Annotated in this window: 22 protein-coding genes; 20 read left to right on the plus strand and 2 right to left on the minus strand. The window is 56.7% G+C overall.

The genetic code is table 11. The features are described from left to right. Positions 1-18 precede the first annotated feature (18 nt). Both nudK and AC07UY_RS11690 read left to right on the plus strand, forming a co-directional pair. Entirely contained in the window at positions 19-594 is a 576-nt protein-coding gene (gene nudK, locus AC07UY_RS11685) for a GDP-mannose pyrophosphatase NudK (RefSeq protein ID WP_494701203.1), read from the plus strand. A gap of 124 nt (positions 595-718) precedes the next feature. Next, complete coding sequence (locus AC07UY_RS11690) at positions 719-1,762, plus strand: DUF1176 domain-containing protein (RefSeq protein ID WP_494701202.1); 1,044 nt, start codon at positions 719-721, stop codon at positions 1,760-1,762. 97 nt (positions 1,763-1,859) lie between these two features. Here the strand turns inward: AC07UY_RS11690 and tkt are convergent, their stop codons facing one another. Beyond that, a complete protein-coding gene (gene tkt / locus AC07UY_RS11695; protein WP_494701201.1) occupies positions 1,860-3,854 on the minus strand; it encodes a transketolase in 1,995 nt (664 codons plus the stop codon). A gap of 20 nt (positions 3,855-3,874) precedes the next feature. Then, the gene (tal, locus tag AC07UY_RS11700; protein ID WP_494701200.1) at positions 3,875-4,825 is read right to left on the minus strand and encodes a transaldolase; all 951 of its coding nucleotides are present in this window, start codon (positions 4,823-4,825) and stop codon (positions 3,875-3,877) included. Positions 4,826-5,097: 272 nt separating this feature from the next. On the opposite strand from tal, the gene maeB reads away from it, so the two are divergent. The 18 genes from maeB (at position 5,098) to eutR (ending at position 22,526) form a co-directional block, all read left to right on the plus strand. Then, positions 5,098-7,377 carry an NADP-dependent oxaloacetate-decarboxylating malate dehydrogenase gene (gene maeB, locus AC07UY_RS11705; RefSeq protein WP_203360470.1) on the plus strand — a complete coding sequence of 760 codons (2,280 nt, stop codon included), beginning with the start codon at positions 5,098-5,100 and terminating at the stop codon, positions 7,375-7,377. A 159-nt stretch (positions 7,378-7,536) separates the two neighbouring features. Beyond that, positions 7,537-7,872, plus strand: a complete 336-nt coding sequence (gene eutS, locus AC07UY_RS11710; protein ID WP_192613012.1) for an ethanolamine utilization microcompartment protein EutS — start codon at positions 7,537-7,539, stop codon at positions 7,870-7,872. Positions 7,873-7,884: 12 nt separating this feature from the next. Beyond that, positions 7,885-8,364 carry an ethanolamine utilization acetate kinase EutP gene (eutP, locus tag AC07UY_RS11715; protein WP_192613011.1) on the plus strand — a complete coding sequence of 160 codons (480 nt, stop codon included), beginning with the start codon at positions 7,885-7,887 and terminating at the stop codon, positions 8,362-8,364. Continuing rightward, positions 8,342-9,058, plus strand: a complete 717-nt coding sequence (gene eutQ / locus AC07UY_RS11720; protein WP_494701199.1) for an ethanolamine utilization acetate kinase EutQ — start codon at positions 8,342-8,344, stop codon at positions 9,056-9,058. The genes eutP and eutQ overlap by 23 nt, the downstream gene beginning before the upstream one ends. Before the next feature lie 9 nt (positions 9,059-9,067). Then, the gene (gene eutT / locus AC07UY_RS11725) at positions 9,068-9,877 is read left to right on the plus strand and encodes an ethanolamine utilization cob(I)yrinic acid a,c-diamide adenosyltransferase EutT (RefSeq protein ID WP_494701198.1); all 810 of its coding nucleotides are present in this window, start codon (positions 9,068-9,070) and stop codon (positions 9,875-9,877) included. Next, positions 9,867-10,883: a phosphate acetyltransferase gene (pta, locus tag AC07UY_RS11730; protein ID WP_494701197.1), complete on the plus strand. Its 1,017-nt coding sequence runs from the start codon at positions 9,867-9,869 to the stop codon at positions 10,881-10,883. The genes eutT and pta overlap by 11 nt, the downstream gene beginning before the upstream one ends. Positions 10,884-10,919: 36 nt before the next feature. Beyond that, positions 10,920-11,213, plus strand: a complete 294-nt coding sequence (gene eutM / locus AC07UY_RS11735; RefSeq protein ID WP_005121908.1) for an ethanolamine utilization microcompartment protein EutM — start codon at positions 10,920-10,922, stop codon at positions 11,211-11,213. A gap of 105 nt (positions 11,214-11,318) precedes the next feature. Beyond that, positions 11,319-11,606 carry an ethanolamine utilization microcompartment protein EutN gene (gene eutN, locus AC07UY_RS11740; RefSeq protein ID WP_162379037.1) on the plus strand — a complete coding sequence of 96 codons (288 nt, stop codon included), beginning with the start codon at positions 11,319-11,321 and terminating at the stop codon, positions 11,604-11,606. Positions 11,607-11,617: 11 nt separating this feature from the next. Next, entirely contained in the window at positions 11,618-13,021 is a 1,404-nt protein-coding gene (locus AC07UY_RS11745) for an aldehyde dehydrogenase family protein (RefSeq protein ID WP_203360475.1), read from the plus strand. A 156-nt stretch (positions 13,022-13,177) separates the two neighbouring features. Then, positions 13,178-14,017 carry an ethanolamine utilization protein EutJ gene (gene eutJ / locus AC07UY_RS11750; RefSeq protein ID WP_494701196.1) on the plus strand — a complete coding sequence of 280 codons (840 nt, stop codon included), beginning with the start codon at positions 13,178-13,180 and terminating at the stop codon, positions 14,015-14,017. Further along, a complete protein-coding gene (eutG, locus tag AC07UY_RS11755; RefSeq protein ID WP_494660976.1) occupies positions 14,007-15,194 on the plus strand; it encodes an ethanolamine utilization ethanol dehydrogenase EutG in 1,188 nt (395 codons plus the stop codon). Before eutJ ends, eutG begins: the two co-directional genes overlap by 11 nt. A 123-nt stretch (positions 15,195-15,317) precedes the next feature. Continuing rightward, entirely contained in the window at positions 15,318-16,544 is a 1,227-nt protein-coding gene (gene eutH, locus AC07UY_RS11760) for an ethanolamine utilization protein EutH (protein WP_203360478.1), read from the plus strand. Further along, complete coding sequence (gene eutA, locus AC07UY_RS11765; protein ID WP_494701195.1) at positions 16,541-17,944, plus strand: ethanolamine ammonia-lyase reactivating factor EutA; 1,404 nt, start codon at positions 16,541-16,543, stop codon at positions 17,942-17,944. The genes eutH and eutA overlap by 4 nt, the downstream gene beginning before the upstream one ends. Before the next feature lie 11 nt (positions 17,945-17,955). Next, entirely contained in the window at positions 17,956-19,317 is a 1,362-nt protein-coding gene (gene eutB / locus AC07UY_RS11770; RefSeq protein WP_494701194.1) for an ethanolamine ammonia-lyase subunit alpha, read from the plus strand. A gap of 20 nt (positions 19,318-19,337) precedes the next feature. Further along, positions 19,338-20,237, plus strand: coding sequence for an ethanolamine ammonia-lyase subunit EutC (gene eutC / locus AC07UY_RS11775; protein ID WP_203360481.1), 900 nt, complete (start codon positions 19,338-19,340; stop codon positions 20,235-20,237). A gap of 9 nt (positions 20,238-20,246) precedes the next feature. After that, the gene (eutL, locus tag AC07UY_RS11780; protein ID WP_203360482.1) at positions 20,247-20,906 is read left to right on the plus strand and encodes an ethanolamine utilization microcompartment protein EutL; all 660 of its coding nucleotides are present in this window, start codon (positions 20,247-20,249) and stop codon (positions 20,904-20,906) included. An 11-nt stretch (positions 20,907-20,917) separates the two neighbouring features. Beyond that, a complete protein-coding gene (gene eutK / locus AC07UY_RS11785) occupies positions 20,918-21,424 on the plus strand; it encodes an ethanolamine utilization microcompartment protein EutK (RefSeq protein ID WP_203360483.1) in 507 nt (168 codons plus the stop codon). A 49-nt stretch (positions 21,425-21,473) separates the two neighbouring features. Then, a complete protein-coding gene (eutR, locus tag AC07UY_RS11790; protein ID WP_203360484.1) occupies positions 21,474-22,526 on the plus strand; it encodes an HTH-type transcriptional regulator EutR in 1,053 nt (350 codons plus the stop codon). The last annotated feature ends 70 nt before the right edge of the window (positions 22,527-22,596 follow it).

Genomic DNA, 22,596 nt, shown 5'->3' on the forward strand with positions numbered 1-22,596 from the left:
TCTCGCTGTGGAGCCGGTATGTCGCAAAAAATTACCCTCATCAAAGATAAAGTCCTCTCTGATAACTACTTCATCCTGCGCAATATCACCTACGATCTGACTCGCCAAAATGGTGATGTCATCCGCCACAAACGCGAGGTGTACGATCGCGGAAACGGCGCGACGATTCTGCTGTACAACGCAGAGAAAAAAACGGTCGTTCTGATCCGCCAGTTTCGTGTTGCCACCTGGGTTAATGGCAATAAAACGGGTCAATTGATTGAAACCTGTGCCGGATTGCTGGATAACGACGAGCCGGAAACCTGTATCCGCAAAGAAGCGATCGAAGAGACCGGGTACGAAGTGGGGGAAGTGAGGAAACTGTTTGAGCTGTATATGTCGCCGGGCGGGGTGACGGAGCTTATCCACTTCTTTATTGCTGAATACAGCGATAGCCAGCGCGCCAATGCCGGTGGGGGCGTGGAAGATGAAGATATTGACGTACTGGAGTTGCCCTTTACCCAGGCGCTGGAGATGATCAAATCTGGCGAAATACGGGACGGTAAGACGGTGTTATTACTCAATTATTTACAGTCATCGCATCTAATGGACTGATTAATAAATGTTATAAATATTTACATTTATTAACGTAATCCGATAAATCTGATTGAGCCGGATGGGAACCCCAACGAAGATACTCACTGTGTAGGTTGTTTGACTTCTGGGGTTCGTACCGTCCATGCGCTATCGCGTTATTTTCATTTTCCTGCTCAGCGTCATCGCGACCCGACTTACGTGGGCGGCGCCAGCACAACAGTCGTTTTCCGACTGGCAGGTGACCTGTAATAATCAAAATTTCTGCGTGGCGAGAAACAGCGGTGAGCATCATGGCCTGGTCATGACCCTGAGTCGCAGCGCTGGCGCGCGCACGGATGCCGTTTTACGCATCGATCTGGGTGGATTGACGCCCCCCGACGCGAACGAAGCGGATATTGCGCCGCGTCTATTGCTGGAAGGAAAGCCGTTGGCGCTGGACGCGCAAAACTGGCAGATCTCACCGTGGCATCTGATGACGGGCGATGCGGCAACCATTACGTCATTTTTGCAAACCATTCAGGAATCCCGGGCGATTACCCTGAGCGGAGGGCCGCAGATCCTTTCGCTGGAGGGATTGAAGGCCGCCTTACTGTTTATCGATTCTCAGCAAAAGCGCGTGGGCAGTGAAACGGCATGGATTGAAAAAGGCGACGATCCGCCGCTCAGCGTGCCGCCTGCGCCTGCGCTAAAAGGGGTGGCAGTGATTAACCCGACGCCGACCCCCCTGTCTGATGAAGAACGCAGCGATCTGCTGGAGTACGCTAACTGGCGAATGAATGGTTTTCGCTGTTCGCTGGACCCGATGCGTCGCGAGGTTCGGGTCACCGCGCTGACGGATGACAAAACGCTGATGATGATAGGCTGTGAGGCCGGTGCTTATAACACCATTGATCTGGCGTGGATTGTTTCGCGCAAAAAACCGCTGACCTCCCGATCGCTGCGTCTACGCCTGCCGTTTAATTCCGGTGCTGAAAGTAATGACATGGAACTGATGAACGCCACGTTTGACGAAAAATCGCGTGAGCTGGTGACGCTGGCAAAAGGGCGGGGATTGACCGACTGCGGCATTCAGACCCGCTGGCGTTTTGACGGCCAGCGTTTTCGTCTGGTGCGCTATGCCCAGGAGCCAAGTTGCGACAACTGGCATGGGCCAGACGCGTGGCCCACACTGTGGATCACGCGTTAATTTTCTGTCGGATGGCGACTGCGTCTTATCCGACCTACGAAAAGCTATCTGTAGGCCGGATAAGACGCGTTAGCGTCGTCATCCGGCGTTGCATACATCAGGCGTTCAAAACCTTGTGTGCTTTCTCCACAATGTTCTCAACCGTAAAGCCAAAGTGGGGGAACAGTTTTTCCGCAGGCGCAGATTCCCCGTAACTGGTCATCCCGACGATGGCCCCTTTCAGCCCGACATATTTGTACCAGTAGTCGGCAATTCCCGCCTCGATAGCCACGCGTGCGCTGACGTTCGAGGGCAAAACTGATTCCCGGTACGCGTCATCCTGGGCGTCGAAAATATCTGTTGAAGGGAGGGAAACAACGCGGACATTGCGGCCTTCTCCGGTCAGCTTTTCTGCGGCCTGTAGCGTTATCTCCATTTCAGAACCGGTCGCTATCAGGATCACATCCGGTTTTCCTCCGCTGTCTTTCAACACATACCCGCCGCGGGCGATGTCTTTGACCTGCTCGGGTGTGCGCTCAATCTGAGCCAGGTTCTGGCGGGAGAGGATCAGCGCCGTCGGGCCGCTGCGACGCTCAACGGCCAGTTTCCAGCCGACTGCCGCTTCGACCTGATCGCACGGACGCCAGGTGCTGAAGTTTGGCGTCAGTCGCAGGCTCGCTAGCTGCTCCACCGCCTGGTGCGTCGGACCGTCTTCACCCAGACCGATAGAGTCATGGGTATAGACCATGATTTGCCGGGCTTTCATTAGCGCTGCCATTCGGGCTGCGTTGCGGGCGTATTCAACAAACATCAGGAAGGTGGCGGTGTAGGGTAAGAATCCGCCGTGATGGGCGATGCCGTTGGCAATGGCGGTCATGCCGAATTCGCGTACGCCGTAGTGGATATAGTTTCCGGCCAGATCCTCCGTCAATGAAGTGGAGCCTTTCCAGATGGTCAGGTTGCTGGGGGCGAGATCGGCCGACCCACCGAGCAGTTCCGGCAGCAGTGGGCCGTAGACATTCAATGTGTTCTGCGAGGCTTTACGGGTGGCGATTTTAGCCGGATTAGACTGGAGTTCGGCGATATATTTTTGGGTGGTCTTTTCCCAGGATTTGGGCAGGTCGCCGTTCATCCTGCGGGTAAACTCTGCGGCCAAATCGGGGTAAGCTTTTGCATAGGCGGCGAACTTCTCTTGCCACGCCTGCTGCGTTTTCCCGCCTTTTTCATGGGCATCCCAGGCCTGATAAATCTCTTTAGGGATCTCAAAGGCAGGATGATGCCAGCCCAGTTTCTGGCGCGATAATGCCACTTCTTCCTGGCCAAGCGGCGCGCCGTGCGCCTCTTCTTTACCGGCTTTATTCGGTGAGCCAAAGCCAATCACCGTCCGGCAAAGAATCAGCGACGGTTTATCTTTCACGCTCTGCGCTTGCAAAATCGCTTTTTTCACCGCTTCCGGGTCATGGCCGTCGATCTCCTCCACCACATGCCAGTGGTACGCTTCAAAGCGTTTTGCTGTGTCATCGGTAAACCACCCTTTGGTTTCGCCATCAATGGAGATGCCGTTGTGATCGTAAAAACCGATCAGTTTGCCCAGCCCCAACGTGCCCGCCAGCGAACACGCCTCGTGGGAGATCCCTTCCATCAGGCAACCGTCGCCCATAAACACATAGGTGAAGTGATCGACAATCTCATGACCGGGCTGATTAAACTGCGCCGCCAGCGTGCGCTCGGCGATCGCCATCCCGACGGCATTGGCCAGGCCCTGACCCAGCGGACCCGTCGTGGTTTCTACACCCGGCGTATAGCCGATCTCCGGGTGTCCCGGCGTTTTGGAGTGCAGCTGGCGGAAATTCTTTAACTCTTCTAACGGCAGGTCATACCCGGAAAGATGCAGGAGACTGTACAGCAGCATGGACGCGTGACCGTTGGACAAAATAAAGCGGTCACGATCGTGCCAGCCGGGGTCAGCGGGATTGTGGCGGAGAAAATCATTCCACAGCACTTCGGCGATATCGGCCATCCCCATTGGCGCACCGGGATGCCCGGAATTGGCTTTTTGCACGGCATCCATACTCAGCGCACGAACAGCATTGGCAAGATCTTTACGGGTCATAAATCACTCCGTGGCAAGGTTTACAGTTTGGCAGCAAGCAGGTCTTCCAGTTTGCGTTGGTCAACGGCGAACAGACGAATGCCGTCCGATAATTTTTCTACTGCCATCGCGTCCTGATTGTGTTCCCAGCGGAATTCCGCTTCCGTCATTGGCGTTGGGCGGGGGAGCGCCTGGGAGGATGGCACCAGTTTGCGGACCACCGGCTCCTCGCTATCCTGTAGCGCTTTTAGCAGATTAGGGGCGATAGTCAGGCGATCGCAGCCGGTCAGCGCCAGAATTTGTTCGGTGCGACGGAAGCTGGCGCCCATGACGATGGTGTCATAGCGATGCTGCTTGAAGTAGTCGTAGATGTTACGTACTGATTTCACGCCCGGATCTTCATCGACCACGTACGGATCCATCGGGCTGCGCGCCTGATACCAATCGTAAATACGACCGACAAAGGGCGAGATCAGAAATACGCCCGCTTCGGCGCAGGCACGTGCTTGCGCAAACGAAAACAGCAGCGTCAGGTTGCAGTTGATCCCCTCTTTTTCAAGCTGCTCTGCGGCACGAATGCCTTCCCAGGTTGAAGCCAGCTTGATAAGGATCCGTGACTTTTCGACACCTTGTTGTTGGTAGAGATCGACCAGATGGCGCGCTTTCTGAATGCTCTTTTCTTTATCGAAAGAGAGACGCGCATCCACTTCGGTCGACACGCGACCGGGAATGCTGTTCAGAATTTCCGCACCGAAATTCACCGCCAGTTTGTCGCAGGCTTCGGCCACCTGCTCGCGCTGGGTTTTTCCATGGTGTTTGCCCCAGACAACCGCGTCGTCAACCAGATGACCGTACTGGGCTAGCCCGGCGGCCTTCAGCAACAGCGAGGGGTTGGTGGTGGCATCCTGGGGGTGATAATGACGAATAGACTCAATATCACCACTGTCGGCTACGACTGTCGTGAATTGTTTGATACCGTCTAACTGGTTCATAAGAAATACTCCTTGAAAAGTAAAGTGTTAGCTGAGTGCTGTGATTCACACTTCTGAGAAATTCATGGGGTATATCACAAAAAAGCATAGCAGACGGGCATGGTATTGCTGGTTTAAGCAGGTAACATGGCAGTTATAAATTGATAACAAATTCTTTCTTTGAGTAGTGAGAGTTTGGTGACGTTCAAAGTTTGTGCCGCCCAGTAAGGCGATAATGTGCGGCTCAGTTGAACCGCGCCACTTTTTTGATCGATACGTGAAAGGAACAACAAATGGATGACCAGTTAAAACAAAGCGCTCTTGATTTCCACGAATTTCCTGTGCCGGGTAAAATCCAGGTGTCCCCGACCAAACCCCTCGCCACTCAGCGCGATCTTGCACTGGCCTACTCGCCAGGCGTGGCGGCTCCCTGTCTTGAAATTGCAAAGGATCCGCTGGCGGCCTACAAATACACTGCCCGTGGCAACCTGGTCGCGGTGATCTCCAACGGTACGGCGGTACTTGGGCTGGGCAATATCGGCGCCCTGGCAGGTAAACCGGTGATGGAAGGCAAAGGCGTTCTGTTTAAAAAGTTTGCCGGCATTGATGTCTTCGACATTGAAGTGGATGAACTCGACCCGGATAAATTTATCAATGTCGTCGCGGCGCTTGAACCAACGTTTGGCGGTATTAACCTTGAAGATATCAAAGCGCCAGAATGTTTCTACATTGAGCAAAAACTGCGCGAACGCATGAATATTCCGGTATTCCACGACGATCAGCACGGTACTGCGATCATCAGCACCGCCGCCATTCTGAATGGCCTGCGCGTGGTGGAGAAAAACATCTCTGACGTGCGTATGGTGGTCTCCGGCGCAGGGGCGGCGGCGATTGCCTGTATGAACCTGCTGGTGGCGCTCGGGATGCAGAAGCACAACATTGTCGTCTGCGACTCGAAAGGCGTTATCTACAAAGACCGCGAACCGAATATGGCGGAAACCAAAGCGGCTTACGCGGTGGAGGACGACGGCAAACGTACGCTGGATGATGTGATTGACGGCGCGGACATTTTCCTCGGCTGTTCAGGGCCAAAAGTCCTCACGCCTGAGATGGTGAAAAAAATGGCCCGCGCGCCGATGATTCTGGCGCTGGCCAACCCGGAACCTGAAATCCTGCCGCCGCTGGCGAAAGAGGTTCGTTCGGACGCCATTATCTGTACCGGTCGTTCTGACTATCCAAACCAGGTAAACAACGTTCTGTGCTTCCCGTTCATCTTCCGTGGCGCACTGGATGTGGGTGCTACGGCGATCAACGAAGAGATGAAACTGGCGGCGGTGCATGCCATTGCTGAACTGGCGCATGCAGAGCAAAGCGAAGTCGTGGCTTCCGCCTATGGCGATCAGGATCTGAGCTTCGGCCCGGACTACATTATTCCAAAACCGTTCGATCCGCGTCTGATCGTTAAGATCGCCCCTGCGGTGGCGAAAGCGGCGATGGATTCCGGCGTGGCGACGCGTCCGATTGCTGATTTTGATGCCTACATCGATAAACTGACCGAGTTTGTTTATAAAACCAACCTGTTCATGAAGCCTATCTTCTCTCTGGCCCGCAAAGCGCCAAAACGCGTGGTGCTGACGGAAGGGGAAGAGGCGCGAGTCCTGCATGCCACGCAGGAGTTGATCACCCTGGGGCTGGCGAAACCGATCCTTGTTGGCCGTCCGAGCGTGATTGAAATGCGCATTCAAAAACTGGGTTTGCAGATCAAAGCCGGCGTCGACTTTGAGATCGTCAACAATGAATCCGATCCCCGCTTTAAAGAGTACTGGAGCGAGTACTACCAGATCATGAAGCGCCGGGGGATCACCCAGGAGCAGGCGCAGCGTGCGGTGATCAGTAATACGACGGTGATTGGCGCAATCATGGTGCAGCGTGGCGAAGCGGATGCGATGATCTGCGGGACTATCGGCGACTATCACGAACATTTCAGCGTGGTGAAGGATATCTTCGGTTATCGCGAAGGCGTACACACGGCAGGCGCGATGAACGCTTTGCTGTTGCCAAGCGGTAATACCTTCATTGCAGACACCTATGTCAACGATGATCCAGGCCCGGAAGAGTTGGCTGAAATTGCCCTGATGGCGGCAGAAACCGTGCGTCGTTTTGGCATCGAACCGAAAGTGGCGCTGCTGTCACACTCCAACTTTGGCTCCTCTAACTGTCCATCCGCTGGCAAAATGCGCACGACGCTGGAACTGATCAAAGCGCGGGCGCCTGATCTGATGATCGACGGCGAAATGCACGGGGACGCCGCGTTGGTGGAGAGTATCCGTAATGACCGGATGCCTGACAGTCCGCTGAAAGGGTCGGCCAATATTCTGGTGATGCCGAACATGGAAGCCGCCCGCATTAGTTACAACTTACTGCGCGTCTCCAGCTCCGAAGGCGTCACGGTGGGACCTGTGTTGATGGGCGTCTCTAAACCGGTTCACGTATTAACGCCGATCGCCTCTGTTCGCCGTATCGTGAATATGGTGGCGCTGGCCGTGGTGGAAGCGCAAACACAACCGCTGTAATTTCACTTTAATTAATTCAGGCGCGGGTTTCTCCCGCGCTTTTTTATATCCCCATTCTTAGTGATCCATCTCACCTTTTAAACCAGCTTGCCGAATTTTGTTATTTACTCTGACGAAAAATTGCCACGATGAGGAAAGTTTCAGCACAGGCGACGGGTCATGGATAAAGAACGCATCATTCAGGAATTTGTACCGGGAAAACAGGTCACGCTGGCGCATCTCATTGCACACCCCGGTGACGAACTGGCGAAAAAGATCGGCGTTCCCGAAGCCGGAGCCATCGGCATTATGACGCTGACACCAGGAGAAACCGCGATGATTGCCGGTGACTTAGCCATGAAAGCGGCTGATGTACATATCGGTTTTCTCGACAGGTTCAGCGGTGCACTGGTGATTTATGGGTCTGTCGGCGCGGTAGAAGAGGCGTTATTACAGACGGTCAGCGGCCTGGGACGCCTATTAAATTTCACGTTGTGCGATCTGACAAAAAGCTAATGAGAGGCGGCCATGAAACGAATTGCGTTTGTCGGCACCGTCGGCGCGGGGAAAACAACGCTTTTTAACGCATTACAGGGAAATTATTCCCTCGCCAGAAAAACGCAGGCCGTGGAATTTAATGAAAACGGCGATATCGACACCCCTGGGGAATATTTTAGCCATCCTCGCTGGTATCACGCCTTAATTACCACGCTGCAGGATGTCGATACGCTGATTTATGTTCATGCAGCAAATGACAAAGAAAGTCGCTTACCTGCCGGGCTGTTGGATATCGGTGCCAGTAAACGACACATCGCCGTGATCAGCAAAACAGACGTACCGGATGCCGACGTCGCCGCAACGCGACAATTACTGCGCGGATTAGGGTTTCAGGACCCCGTTTTCGAACTCAATACGCATGATCCGAACAGCGTGCAGCATCTGGTGGATTATCTGGCAGCACTTACCGAACAGGAGGAAGGGGCAGGTGAAAAAACTTATCACAGCTAATGACATTCGTGCGGCTCACGCACGTGGCGAACAGGCATTGTCGGTTGTTCTGCGCGCCAGCATCATCACCCCGGAGGCTCGCGAAGTTGCGGAGCTACTGGGCGTCACAATCACCGAATGCGACGAATCTACCCCGGTAGCCGCCGCGGCATCCGCTCCCGCGACATCCACTCCGGTGGATGACGGCAAAACGGACAGCCAGCGTATTCGTGAAACCATCATCGCCCAGTTGCCGGAAGGGCAGTTCACCGAAAGCCTCGTCGCGCAGCTGATGGACAAAGTGATGAAGGAAAAACAGTCGCTGGAACAAGGCGGTATGCAGCCGAGCTTTACCTCGGTCACCGGCAAAGGCGGCGTGAAAGTGATTGATGGCAGCAGCGTGAAGTTCGGCCGTTTTGACGGTGCTGAACCCCACTGTGTCGGCTTAACGGATTTAGTGACGGACAAAGACGGTAGCAGCATGGCCGCTGGCTTTATGCAGTGGGAAAACGCCTTCTTCCCGTGGACGCTGAATTACGACGAAATCGACATGATTCTGGAAGGGGAACTCCACGTTCGTCACCAGGGCGAAACCATGATTGCCAAAGCCGGGGATGTGATGTTCATCCCGAAAGGCTCCAGCATTGAATTTGGTACGCCATCGACCGTGAAATTCCTGTATGTGGCCTGGCCTGCGAATTGGCAGTCCTGCTAAGGCGGATGTATGAAGGATTTCATTACTGAAGCATGGCTGAGAGCGAATCACACGCTCAGCGAAGGAGCTGAAATTCACCTCCCCGTTGATGCTCGCCTGACGCCATCTGCCAGGGAACTGCTGGAAAGCCGCCACCTGCGCATTAAGTTTCTGGATGAACAAGGAAGTCTGTTTGTCGATGACGAGGAGCAGCAACCGCAGCCGGTACACAGTTTGACCAGCAGCGACTCGCACCCGCAGGCGAGCTGTGAGTTGTGCCGTCAGGAAGTGACGAAAAAGCCCGACACGTTGACCCATCTGACGGCGGACAAAATGGTCGCCAAAAGCGACCCACGGCTGGGCTTTCGCGCCGCGCTGGACAGCACCATTGCCTTGACGGTGTGGCTGCAAATTGAGTTGCCGGAACTGTGGCAACCCTGGCTTGCGGACATTCGCTCGCGTCTGGGCAACATCATGCGCGCCGATGCGATGGACGAGCCGCTGGCGGCGCAGTCCATCGTGGGACTCAACGAGGAACAACTGCACCGGCTTTCTCATCAGCCGTTGCGCTACCTTGACCACGATCACCTGGTGCCGGAAGCCAGCCACGGTCGCGATGCTGCGCTGCTCAATCTGCTGCGCACCAAAGTCCGTGAAACGGAAGTGGTGGCGGCCCAGGTCTTTATTACCCGCGGCTTCGACGTACTGCGACCGGATATCCTGCAGGCGCTGAACCGTCTCTCGAGTACCGTCTACGTGATGATGATCCTGAGCGTAGCGAAGCATCCGCAGACGGTCAGCCAAATTCAACAACGACTGGGAGGTGGCAATGATCATTGAACGTTGCCGTGAGTTGGCAAAAAACTCGCCTGCCCGGGTGGTCTTCCCGGACGCGCTGGATGTACGCGTGTTGAAAGCGGCGCATTACCTGCAACAGCAGGGGCTGGCGCAGCCGATTCTCGTGGCCAGCCCGTTTGAGATGCGCCAGTTTTCCCTGACGCACCGTATTGCCATGGACGGTCTTCGCGTAATTGATCCACAAAGCAATCTGCAGATGCGTGAAGAATTTGCGCAGCGGTGGCTGGCGCGGGCCGGTGAGAAAACGCCGCCGGATGCGCTGGAGAAACTCAACGATCCGCTGATGTTCGCCGCCGCCATGGTCAGCGCAGGCAAGGCGGATGTCTGTATCGCAGGCAACCTGTCGTCAACGGCGAACGTACTGCGTGCCGGGCTGCGCCTCATTGGTTTGCAGCCGGGCTGTAAAACGCTGTCGTCCATTTTTCTGATGCTGCCGCAGTACACCGGACAGCCATTAGGGTTTGCCGATTGCAGCGTGGTACCGCAGCCAACGGCGGCGCAGCTGGCGGACATCGCCATTGCCAGCGCCGACACCTGGCAGACGATTACCGGCGTTGAGCCGCGCGTGGCGATGCTGTCATTTTCCAGCAACGGCAGTGCGCGTCACCCCAACGTCGCCAACGTGCAACAGGCGACGGATATCGTGCGTGAACGTGCGCCGCAGCTGGTGGTGGATGGCGAATTGCAGTTTGACGCCGCGTTTGTGCCGGATGTCGCGGCACAAAAAGCGCCGACCAGCCCGTTACAGGGGAAAGCCAATGTGATGGTCTTCCCGTCGCTGGAAGCGGGCAACATCGGTTACAAAATTGCACAGCGTTTGGGCGGTTATCGCGCCGTCGGGCCATTGATTCAAGGGCTTGCCGCGCCGCTACACGATCTTTCCCGAGGCTGTAGCGTGCAAGAAATTATCGAACTGGCGTTGGTGGCAGCTGTGCCGCGCCAGACTGACGTGAGCCGTGAAAACGCCTCGCACACACTGGTTGTATAAGGTCCCGTTCTGGACCCTTTAAACGAGGAAAACACAATGGAAGCATTAGGAATGATCGAAACCCGGGGCCTGGTTGCACTGATTGAGGCTTCTGACGCAATGGTTAAAGCGGCACGCGTGAAACTGGTTGGCGTGAAGCAGATCGGTGGCGGCCTGTGTACTGCCATGGTTCGTGGCGATGTGGCAGCCTGCAAAGCGGCGACCGACGCCGGTGCCGCCGCAGCGCAACGTATTGGTGAGCTGGTTTCTGTGCATGTTATTCCACGTCCGCATGGCGATCTGGAAGAAGTGTTCCCGATCAGCTTCAAAGGCGACAGCAACGACATGTAATCACCCCATGTGACGTCACAGGCTGGCGTCACTCTCTCTCCTTTTCGCAATGTTCTCTTTGGAGAGCAGGGGGAGGTTTTACCTGAAAAAGCCACGGAGGCGGGTATGAAACTGGCAGTCGTCACAGGACAAATCGTTTGTACCGTACGCCATCAGGGTCTGGCGCATGACAAATTGTTGATGGTGGAAATGATTGATTCCCAGGGAAATCCCGACGGACAGTGTGCCGTTGCTATCGACAGCATCGGGGCGGGAACCGGGGAGTGGGTGTTGCTGGTCAGCGGCAGTTCCGCTCGCCAGGCTCATCGGAGCGAAGCGTCTCCTGTCGACCTGTGCGTGATTGGCATCGTCGATGAAGTGGTGGCCGGTGGTCAGGTGATCTTCCATAAATAAGGCAGAAAATCATGAATCAACAGGATATTGAACAGGTCGTCAAAGCGGTGTTGCTGAAAATGAAAGACAGCAGCCAGCCAGACCAGGCTGTTCATGAAATGGGCGTCTTTGCCTCCCTGGATGACGCGGTTGCCGCCGCAAAAGTGGCTCAGCAGGGGCTTAAAAGCGTCGCGATGCGCCAGCTGGCGATTCACGCTATTCGTGAAGCAGGCGAAAAACACGCCAGAGAATTAGCGGAACTTGCGGTTTCTGAAACCGGCATGGGACGCGTAGAAGATAAATTTGCCAAAAACGTGGCGCAGGCCCGCGGCACGCCGGGTGTGGAATGTCTGTCACCCCAGGTGCTGACCGGCGATAACGGCCTGACCTTAATTGAAAACGCGCCGTGGGGCGTGGTGGCATCCGTCACCCCGTCAACCAACCCGGCGGCGACGGTGATTAATAACGCTATCAGCCTGATTGCCGCAGGTAACAGCGTGGTGTTCGCGCCCCATCCGGCGGCGAAAGGCGTTTCTCAACGCGCCATCACCTTACTCAACCAGGCGGTTGTCGCGGCAGGCGGTCCGGAAAACCTGCTGGTCACCGTCGCGAACCCCGATATCGAAACGGCTCAGCGCCTGTTTAAGTACCCGGGCATTGGCCTGCTGGTCGTCACCGGCGGCGAAGCGGTGGTGGACGCTGCACGTAAACACACCAATAAACGTCTGATTGCCGCAGGCGCGGGGAACCCGCCGGTGGTGGTGGATGAGACCGCAGACCTGGCACGCGCCGCGCAGTCCATCGTCAAAGGGGCGTCCTTCGATAACAACATCATTTGCGCCGATGAGAAGGTGTTGATTGTTGTCGATAGCGTCGCCGATGAGCTGATGCGTCTGATGGAAAGCGAACAGGCGGTGAAACTGACCACGGCTCAGGCCGAACAGCTTCAACCGGTGCTGCTGAAAAACGTCGACGAGCGTGGCAAAGGTACGGTTAGCCGTGACTGGGTGGGACGCGACGCAGGGAAAATTGCCGCCGCAATTGGCCTGAATGTGCCAGAGCAAACGCGCCTGTTATTCGTCGAAACGCCCGCCACTCACCCGTTCGCCGTCACCGAACTGATGATGCCGGTATTGCCGGTAGTACGGGTGGCGAACGTCGACGAAGCGATCGCGCTGGCGGTCACGCTTGAAGGGGGTTGTCACCATACGGCGGCGATGCACTCACGCAATATCGACAACATGAACCGGATGGCGAATGCCATTGATACCAGCATTTTCGTCAAGAACGGACCGTGCATTGCCGGACTGGGGCTGGGGGGCGAAGGCTGGACCACCATGACCATTACCACGCCAACCGGGGAAGGGGTGACCAGCGCGCGTACCTTTGTGCGTCTGCGTCGCTGTGTGTTGGTGGATGCGTTCCGCATCGTTTAAGTGCCTGCCCATCAGGCTATTTTATTTGGCATTTTGGCCCTGGGCAGTGCTCAGAATCCTCACGTACTGCGTGTACGCTCCGGTTCTTGCGCGCTGTCCGTGCCCAAACTGCCTGCAACAATAACGCCTGATGGGACAGGCACCAGGAGAGAAGAGATGGCGCACGACGAACAACAATGGCTTACCCCACGTTTGCAGAAAGCCGCAGCGCTGTGCAATCAGACACCGGCAATGAGCGATTCCGCGCTGTGGCTGGGCGTTGATTTGGGCACCTGCGACGTGGTGTCGATGGTTGTCGACAGCGACGGAAACCCGGTGGCGGTCTGCCTCGATTGGGCCGACGTGGTGCGTGACGGCATCGTCTGGGACTTCTTCGGCGCGGTGACCATTGTTCGTCGCCATCTCGATTCCCTTGAACAACAGCTCGGTTGTCGGTTTACCCATGCGGCAACCTCGTTTCCGCCGGGCACCGACCCACGCATCTCGATTAACGTGCTGGAGTCGGCAGGTCTGGAAGTGAGCCATGTGCTGGACGAACCGACTGCGGTGGCAGATCTGCTGCAACTGGATAACGCCGGGGTGGTGGATATTGGCGGGGGAACCACCGGGATCGCCATCGTCAAGCGGGGCAAGGTGACTTACTCAGCCGATGAGGCGACAGGAGGACACCATATTTCCCTGACCCTTGCCGGAAACCGCCGCATTCAACTGGAAGATGCAGAGCAGTACAAACGCAGCAACGGGGCAGAAATTTGGCCTGTGGTGAAACCGGTCTACGAAAAAATGGCGGAGATCGTCGCCCATCATATCGAAGGACAGGGGATCGCTGATTTATGGCTGGCGGGCGGTTCGTGCATGCAACCGGGCGTTCATGACCTGTTTCGCAAGCGCTTTCCAGAGTTAGCGGTGCATTTACCACAGCACAGTTTGTTTATGACGCCGCTGGCGATTGCCAACAGCGGGAAAGAGAAAGCGGAGGGGATCCATGCAAGCTGAATTGCAAACGGCGCTCTTTCAGGCCTTTGACACCCTGAATCTGCAACGGGTGAAAACGTTTAGCGTTCCACCGGTCACGTTGTGTGGTTTAGGCGCGCTTAGCGCCTGCGGGCAGGAAGCGCAAACGCGCGGGCTGACGCATCTGTTTGTGATGGTCGACAGTTTTCTGCACCAGGCCGGAATGACGGCCGCGCTCACGCGTAGCCTGGCGATGAAAGGTGTGGCGATCACGCTCTGGCCTTGCCCGGTGGGTGAGCCGTGCATCACGGATGTTTGCGCGGCAGTGGCGCAACTGCGTGAGTCGAAGTGCGACGGCGTGGTGGCGTTTGGCGGCGGTTCGGTGCTGGATGCGGCGAAAGCGGTCGCCTTGCTGGTCACGAACCCGACACAACCGCTGGCAGACATGACGGCACAAAGCGCATTGCGTCCGCGGTTGCCGCTGATTGCGGTGCCGACGACGGCAGGAACCGGGTCGGAAACGACGAACGTGACGGTCATCATTGATGCGGTCACCGGGCGTAAACAGGTGCTGGTGCATGCGGCGCTGATGCCGGATGTAGCGATTCTGGATGCCGCGCTGACGGAAGGTATTCCGTCGCACGTAACCGCGATGACCGGGGTCGATGCGTTGACCCACGCGGTTGAGGCATACAGCGCGCTGAACGCCACGCCATTTACCGACAGTCTGGCGATTGGCGCGATTGCGATGATCGGCAAATCACTGCCGAAAGCGGTGGGCAATGGTCACGATCTGGCCGCGCGAGAGAGCATGCTGCTCGCCTCCTGTATGGCCGGAATGGCGTTTTCCAGCGCGGGGCTGGGGTTGTGTCATGCGATGGCACATCAGCCAGGCGCTGCGCTGCACATCCCGCACGGACAAGCGAACGCCATGTTGTTGCCAACGGTGATGGGATTTAACCGCATGGTGTGCCGTGAACGCTTCAGCCACATCGGGCGGGCATTAACCAATAAGAAATCAGACGATCGCGACGCGATTAATGCGGTGAGTGAACTGATTGCCGAGGTTGGCCAGACCAAACGGCTCGCCGACGTCGGCGCGCAGCCTTCGCAATACAGCGCATGGGCGCAGGCCGCACTGGACGATATTTGTATCAGCAGCAACCCACGAACCGCCACGCAGAGCGAAATTATCGATTTGTACGCGGCGGCACAATAAAAGCATACCAGGACGTAGGCCGGATAAGGCGTTTGCGCCGCCATCCGGCAAAACGCGGCATCATTGCCTGATGGCGCTGCGCTTATCAGGCCTACGAAAACCCTGGCAAATGGAGACAAGGCTATGGGAATTAACGAAATCATCATGTACATCATGATGTTCTTTATGCTGATTGCCGCCGTGGACAGGATCCTGTCGCAGTTTGGCGGCTCTGAGCGCTTCCTCGGTAAGTTCGGTAAGAGTATCGAGGGGTCCGGCGGTCAGTTTGAAGAAGGTTTTATGGCAATGGGCGCGCTGGGTCTGGCAATGGTCGGTATGACCGCGCTGGCACCGGTGATGGCGCATGTGCTGGGACCTGTGATTATTCCGTTGTACGAGATGCTGGGTGCCAACCCATCGATGTTCGCCGGTACGCTGTTGGCCTGCGATATGGGCGGCTTCTTCCTCGCCAAAGAGCTGGCGGGCGGCGATGTGGCGGCGTGGCTATACTCTGGATTGATTCTCGGCGCGATGATGGGGCCGACGCTGGTTTTCTCTATTCCGGTGGCGCTTGGCATTATCGAGCCGTCTGACCGTCGTTACCTGGCACTCGGCGTGCTGGCCGGTATTGTCACCATCCCTGTCGGCTGTATCGCCGGAGGGTTGATTGCCATGTACTCCGGCGTTGAGGTCAACGGCCAGCCGGTAGAGTTCACCTTCGCGCTGATCCTGATGAACATGATCCCGGTATTGATTGTGGCGGTGCTGGTGGCGCTGGGGCTGAAATTTATCCCGGAAAAAATGATCAACGGTTTCCAGATCTTCGCCAAATTCCTCGTGGCGCTGATAACGATCGGTCTGGCGGCGGCGGTAGTGAAGTTCCTGCTGGGCTGGGAGCTGATCCCGGGTCTTGACCCTATCTTTATGGCCCCTGGCGACAAACCTGGCGAAGTGATGCGCGCCATTGAAGTTATCGGTTCCATCTCCTGTGTGCTGCTCGGCGCTTATCCGATGGTGCTGCTGCTGACCCGCTGGTTTGAAAAACCGCTGATGAGCGTTGGCAATCTGCTGAAAATCAACAACATTGCTGCGGCAGGTATGGTGGCGACGCTGGCGAACAACATTCCGATGTTCGGCATGATGAAGCAGATGGATACCCGCGGCAAAGTGATTAACTGCGCGTTTGCGGTCTCCGCCGCGTTCGCCCTTGGCGACCACTTAGGCTTCGCGGCCGCAAACATGAACGCCATGATCTTCCCGATGATTGTCGGCAAGCTGATTGGCGGCGTGACGGCGATTGGCGTAGCGATGCTGCTGGTGCCAAAAGATGATCCGGCAGCGGTTAAAACCGAAGTGGAGGCGCAATCGTGAAGACTCGCCAGCTACTGAGCGTCGGTATCGATATCGGCACCACCACCACTCAGGTGATCTTCTCGCGCCTTGAGCTGGTTAACCGTGCGGCAGTGTCGCAGGTGCCGCGTTACGAATTCATCAAACGCGAAATTAGCTGGCAAAGCCCGGTCTTCTTTACCCCCGTCGATAAGCAGGGCGGGTTACAAGAAGCCGAACTGAAGGCGCTGATTCTGGCCCAGTATCAGGCCGCAGGCATTGCTCCGGAGTCTGTAGATTCCGGGGCTGTCATCATCACCGGTGAGAGCGCGAAAACCCGTAACGCCCGCCCGGCGGTGATGACCCTCTCCCAGTCTCTCGGCGACTTTGTCGTCGCCAGCGCCGGACCGCATCTGGAATCAGTGATTGCCGGTCACGGGGCGGGGGCGCAAACCCTGTCGGAACAGCGTCTGTGTCGCGTATTGAACATCGATATTGGTGGCGGTACGTCGAACTACGCGCTGTTCGACGCCGGGAAAGTGAGCGCAACGGCCTGTCTGAACGTGGGCGGCAGACTGCTGGAAACCAACAGCCAGGGACGTGTTTCCTGGGCGCATCAGCCGGGGCAACAGATTGTTGATGCAGTTTTCGGCGCGGGTACCGATGCCCGCGCGCTGACGGTCGCACAACTGGGGCAGGTGGCGCAGCGGATGGCCGATCTTATCGTCGAGGTTATCGACGGTACGCTCTCGCCGCTGGCACAGGCGCTGATGCAAACAGGGCTGCTGCCCGCAGACATGCAGCCTGACGTCATCACGCTTTCCGGCGGTGTGGGGGAGTGCTATCGCAACCAACCTGCCGATTCATTCTGTTTTTCTGATATTGGACCGCTACTGGCACTGGCGCTGCATGAGCATCCGCGCTTGCGTGAGATGAACGTGCAGTTCCCGGCGCAAACCGTGCGCGCCACGGTGATTGGTGCCGGGGCCCACACGCTGTCGCTCTCGGGCAGCACGATATGGCTGGAGGGCGTTGCGCTGCCGCTGCGCAATCTGCCGGTAGCCATTCCTGTCGATGAATCCGACCTGGTGAACGCCTGGCATCAGGCGCTGATTCAGCTCGATCTCTGCCCACAAACTGACGCGTATGTACTGGCGCTTCCCGCCTCGCTGCCGGTGCGTTACGCCGCATTACTCACGGTCATCGACGCGCTGTTAGCGTTCGTCGCGCGTTTTCCGAATCCGCATCCCCTGCTGGTGGTGGCCGAGCAGGACTTTGGTAAAGCCCTGGGCATGCTGTTACGCCCACAGTTACAGCAACACCCGCTGGCGGTCATTGACGAAGTGATCGTTCGGTCGGGGGACTATATCGACATTGGTACGCCTCTTTTTGGCGGATCGGTTGTGCCGGTGACGGTGAAATCACTCGCATTTCCTTCCTGAGGGAACGACTTATGAAACTAAAGACCACATTGTTCGGCAATGTTTATCAGTTTAAGGATGTAAAAGAGGTACTGGCAAAATCCAACGAACTGCGTTCGGGGGATGTGCTGGCAGGGGTCGCTGCAGAAAGCTCGCAAGAGCGTGTTGCTGCGAAACAGGTGTTGTCGGAAATGACGGTAGCGGATGTCCGCAACAACCCGGTGATTTCCTATGAGGAGGACTGCGTTACGCGTCTGATTCAGGATGACGTCAACGAAACGGCCTATAACCGCATTAAAAACTGGAGTATCAGCGAGCTGCGCGAATACGTGCTGAGCGATGAAACCTCCGTTGACGACATTGCCTTCACGCGTAAAGGCTTGACCTCAGAAGTGGTGGCGGCGGTCGCCAAAATCTGCTCGAACGCTGACCTGATCTACGGCGGCAAGAAGATGCCGGTGATCAAAAAGGCCAACACGACCATTGGTCTGCCGGGCACCTTCAGCTGCCGTTTACAGCCGAACGATACCCGTGATGATGTGCAGAGTATTGCTGCGCAAATCTATGAAGGACTCTCTTTCGGTGCGGGCGATGCGGTGATCGGCGTTAACCCGGTAACGGACGACGTGGATAACTTAAGCCGCGTGCTGGACACCGTTTACGGGGTTATCGACAAGTTCAACATTCCAACTCAGGGCTGTGTGCTGGCGCACGTCACCACCCAGATTGAAGCCATTCGTCGCGGTGCGCCGGGCGGACTGATTTTCCAGAGTATTTGCGGCAGCGAAAAAGGGCTGAAAGAGTTTGGCGTAGAGCTGGCGATGCTGGATGAAGCCCGTGCCGTCGGTGCTGAGTTCAACCGTATTGCCGGGGAAAACTGCCTGTACTTTGAAACCGGGCAGGGTTCTGCGCTGTCAGCGGGCGCGAACTTCGGCGCGGACCAGGTGACGATGGAAGCGCGTAACTACGGTCTGGCGCGCCATTACGATCCGTTCCTCGTGAACACCGTGGTGGGCTTTATCGGGCCGGAGTATCTCTACAATGACCGCCAGATTATTCGCGCCGGTCTGGAAGATCACTTTATGGGCAAGCTGAGCGGCATCTCGATGGGCTGTGACTGCTGCTACACCAACCATGCCGATGCCGACCAGAACCTCAACGAAAACCTGATGATTCTGCTCGCCACTGCAGGCTGTAACTACATCATGGGCATGCCGCTCGGTGACGACATCATGCTCAACTATCAGACCACCGCGTTCCACGATACCGCGACCGTGCGCCAGTTGCTGAATCTGCGCCCGTCGCCGGAGTTTGAACGCTGGCTGGAAACCATGGGCATTATGGCAAACGGTCGCCTGACCAAACGGGCGGGCGATCCGTCACTGTTCTTCTGATGACGCGGGGATGACACACGATGGATCAAAAACAGATTGAAGAAATTGTACGCAGTGTAATGGCGTCAATGGGACAACCGCAGCCACAGGCATCCGCGCCGTTACCGGAAGCGAAATGCAGCACGACGCAATGTGCTACCTCCTCTGCGGTGGAAAGCTGCGCGCTGGATTTGGGTTCGCCCGAAGCTAAAGCCTGGATTGGCGTTGAGAACCCCAACCGTGCAGATGTGCTGACGGAGCTGCGTCGCAGTACCGCCGCGCGCGTCTGCACCGGTCGTGCAGGTCCGCGTCCGCGTACCCAGGCGCTGCTGCGTTTCCTGGCTGACCACTCACGCTCGAAAGATACCGTCCTGAAAGAGGTGCCGGAAGAGTGGGTGAAAGCACAGGGTCTGCTGGAAGTGCGTTCAGAAATTAGCGACAAAAACCTGTACCTGACTCGCCCGGACATGGGCCGTCGCCTGAGCCCGGAGGCCATTGAAGCGCTGAAGGCGCAGTGCCTGGCGAATCCGGACGTGCAGGTGGTGGTTTCCGATGGCCTGTCTACCGACGCTATTACCGCCAACTATGAAGAGATCCTGCCGCCGCTGCTGGCCGGGTTAAACCAGGCGGGTCTGAAGGTCGGCACACCGTTCTTTGTGCGCTATGGCCGTGTGAAGATCGAAGATCAGATCGGCGAAATTCTCGGCGCGAAAGTGGTGATTCTGCTGGTCGGTGAGCGTCCGGGGCTGGGGCAGTCGGAAAGTCTCTCCTGCTACGCCGTTTATTCACCGCGCGTGGCGACGACCGTTGAGGCTGACCGTACCTGTATTTCCAACATTCACCAGGGTGGCACACCGCCGGTGGAAGCGGCCGCTGTGATTGTAGATTTGGCAAAACGTATGCTGGAGCAGAAAGCCTCCGGCATCAACATGACCCGTTAAGGAGACATCATGCCAGCATTAGATTTAATTCGACCCTCGGTCACCGCCATGCGTGTGATTGCCTCCGTTAACGCTGAGTTTGCACGGGAACTTAAATTACCACCGCATATACGTAGCCTCGGACTCATCACTGCAGACTCTGATGATGTGGCGTATATTGCCGCAGATGAAGCCACTAAACAGGCCATGGTTGAAGTGGTATTCGGTCGCTCGTTGTATGCGGGGGCCGCGCATGGCCCATCACCGACAGCCGGTGAAGTGATGATCATGCTGGGCGGCCCGAATCCGGCGGAAGTGCGCGCCGGGCTGGATGCGATGGTCGCCAACATCGAAAGCGGCGCGGCGTTCCAGTGGGCGAACGATGCCGAAAACACGGCATTCCTCGCGCATGTTGTTTCACGTACCGGCTCGTATCTTTCGGCAACGGCCGGGTGTCGACTCGGCGATCCGATGGCCTATCTGGTGGCACCGCCGCTGGAAGCGACATTTGGGATTGATGCGGCGCTGAAATCTGCCGATGTACAACTGGTGACCTACGTGCCGCCGCCGTCAGAAACCAACTATTCAGCGGCGTTTCTGACCGGTAGCCAGGCTGCCTGTAAAGCTGCCTGTAACGCGTTTGCCGATGCCGTTCTGGATATTGCCCGTAATCCAGTACAGCGCGCGTAAGGGAGGTTTCCATGATCAATGCACTGGGATTACTGGAAGTGGAGGGCATGGTCGCCGCTGTTGATGCTGCGGATGCCATGCTGAAAGCCGCCAACGTGCGTCTGCTCAGTCACGAAGTGCTCGATCCTGGCAGGCTTACGCTGGTGGTTGAGGGGGATTTAGCGGCGTGTCGTGCGGCGCTGGATGCCGGAAGCGCTGCCGCACAGCGAACAGGTCGTGTTATCAGTCGCAAGGAAATCGGGCGACCAGATGATGACACCCAGTGGCTGATCGGCAGTTTTAAGCGCCAGCCAACACCCTCTGTGAAACCGAAAAAGACGCCAGATGAGCCGGTGGCGTCTGAATCTCTGGAGGAATTGCTGGCGCAGTTGGCGACAGTACGTCAGGGAATGACGGCAGGGGAGGTGGCGGCGCACTTTGGCTGGCCACTTGAAAAAGCCAGAAGCGCGCTGGAGCAGCTCTTTTCTGATGGGACGTTGCGTAAACGCAGTAGTCGCTATCGTCTGAAGAACGAATAACCTGTCGGAGGTGCCGGGGGCTTCGGTGAAGTTCCCGGCTTAAAAGATCATGAAAAAGACCCGTACAGCAAACTTGCATCATCTTTATCATGAAGCGTTGCCCGAAGACGTTAACTTTACGCCGAAGGTCGAGGTGGACGCGGTTCACCAGCGACGGACAACGGATGTGTATGAACACGCCCTGACGATTACCGCCTGGCAGCAGATCTATGATCAGCTAAATCCGGGCAAATTTCATGGCGAGTTCACGGAAATCCTGCTGGATGATATTCAGGTATTCCGTGAATACACCGGCCTGGCGTTACGCCAGTCTTGTCTGGTCTGGCCAAACTCATTCTGGTTTGGCATTCCGGCGACACGCGGCGAGCAGGGATTTATTGGTTCGCAGTGCATTGGCAGCGCGGAGATTGCGACCCGACCGGGGGGAACCGAATTTGAATTGAGCACGCCGGACGATTACACCATTCTTGGGGTGGTCATCTCCGAAGAGGCCATTACACGGCATGCGAACTTTTTACATAACCCGGAACGGGTGCTGCATATGTTGCGCAACCAGTCAGCGCTGGAGGTAAAAGAACAGCATAAAGCGGCGCTGTGGGGGTTCGTGCAGCAGGCGCTGGCGACCTTCAGTGAGAATCCTGGCAATCTGCATCAGCCCGCGGTACGTAAAGTGCTGCGGGATAATTTGCTGTTGGCGATGGGCACGATGCTGGAAGAAGCGCAGCCGATCATAACGGCGGAGAGCATCAGTCATCAGAGCTATCGACGGTTGCTGTCACGCGCGCGGGACTATGTGCTGGAGAATATGTCAGAGCCGCTGACTGTACTGGATTTGTGCAATCAACTGCATGTGAGCCGTCGTACGCTGCAAAACGCCTTTCACGCGATTTTAGGTATTGGGCCGAACGCGTGGTTGAAGAGGATCCGTCTGAATGCGGTGCGTCGTGAGTTGATAAGCCCCTGGTCGCAAAACGTCACGGTGAAAGACGCCGCAATGCAGTGGGGGTTCTGGCATTTGGGGCAGTTTGCCACCGATTATCAGCACCTGTTTGCCGAGAAACCGTCACTGACGTTGCACCAGCGGATGCGGGAGTGGAGGTAGTTGCGTGCCTGATGGCGCTTCGCTTATCAGGCCTACAAAGCCAGACTCCGTAGGCCGGATAAGGCGAAGC

The organism is Citrobacter sp. GW821-FHT02E08 (assembly GCF_059421685.1).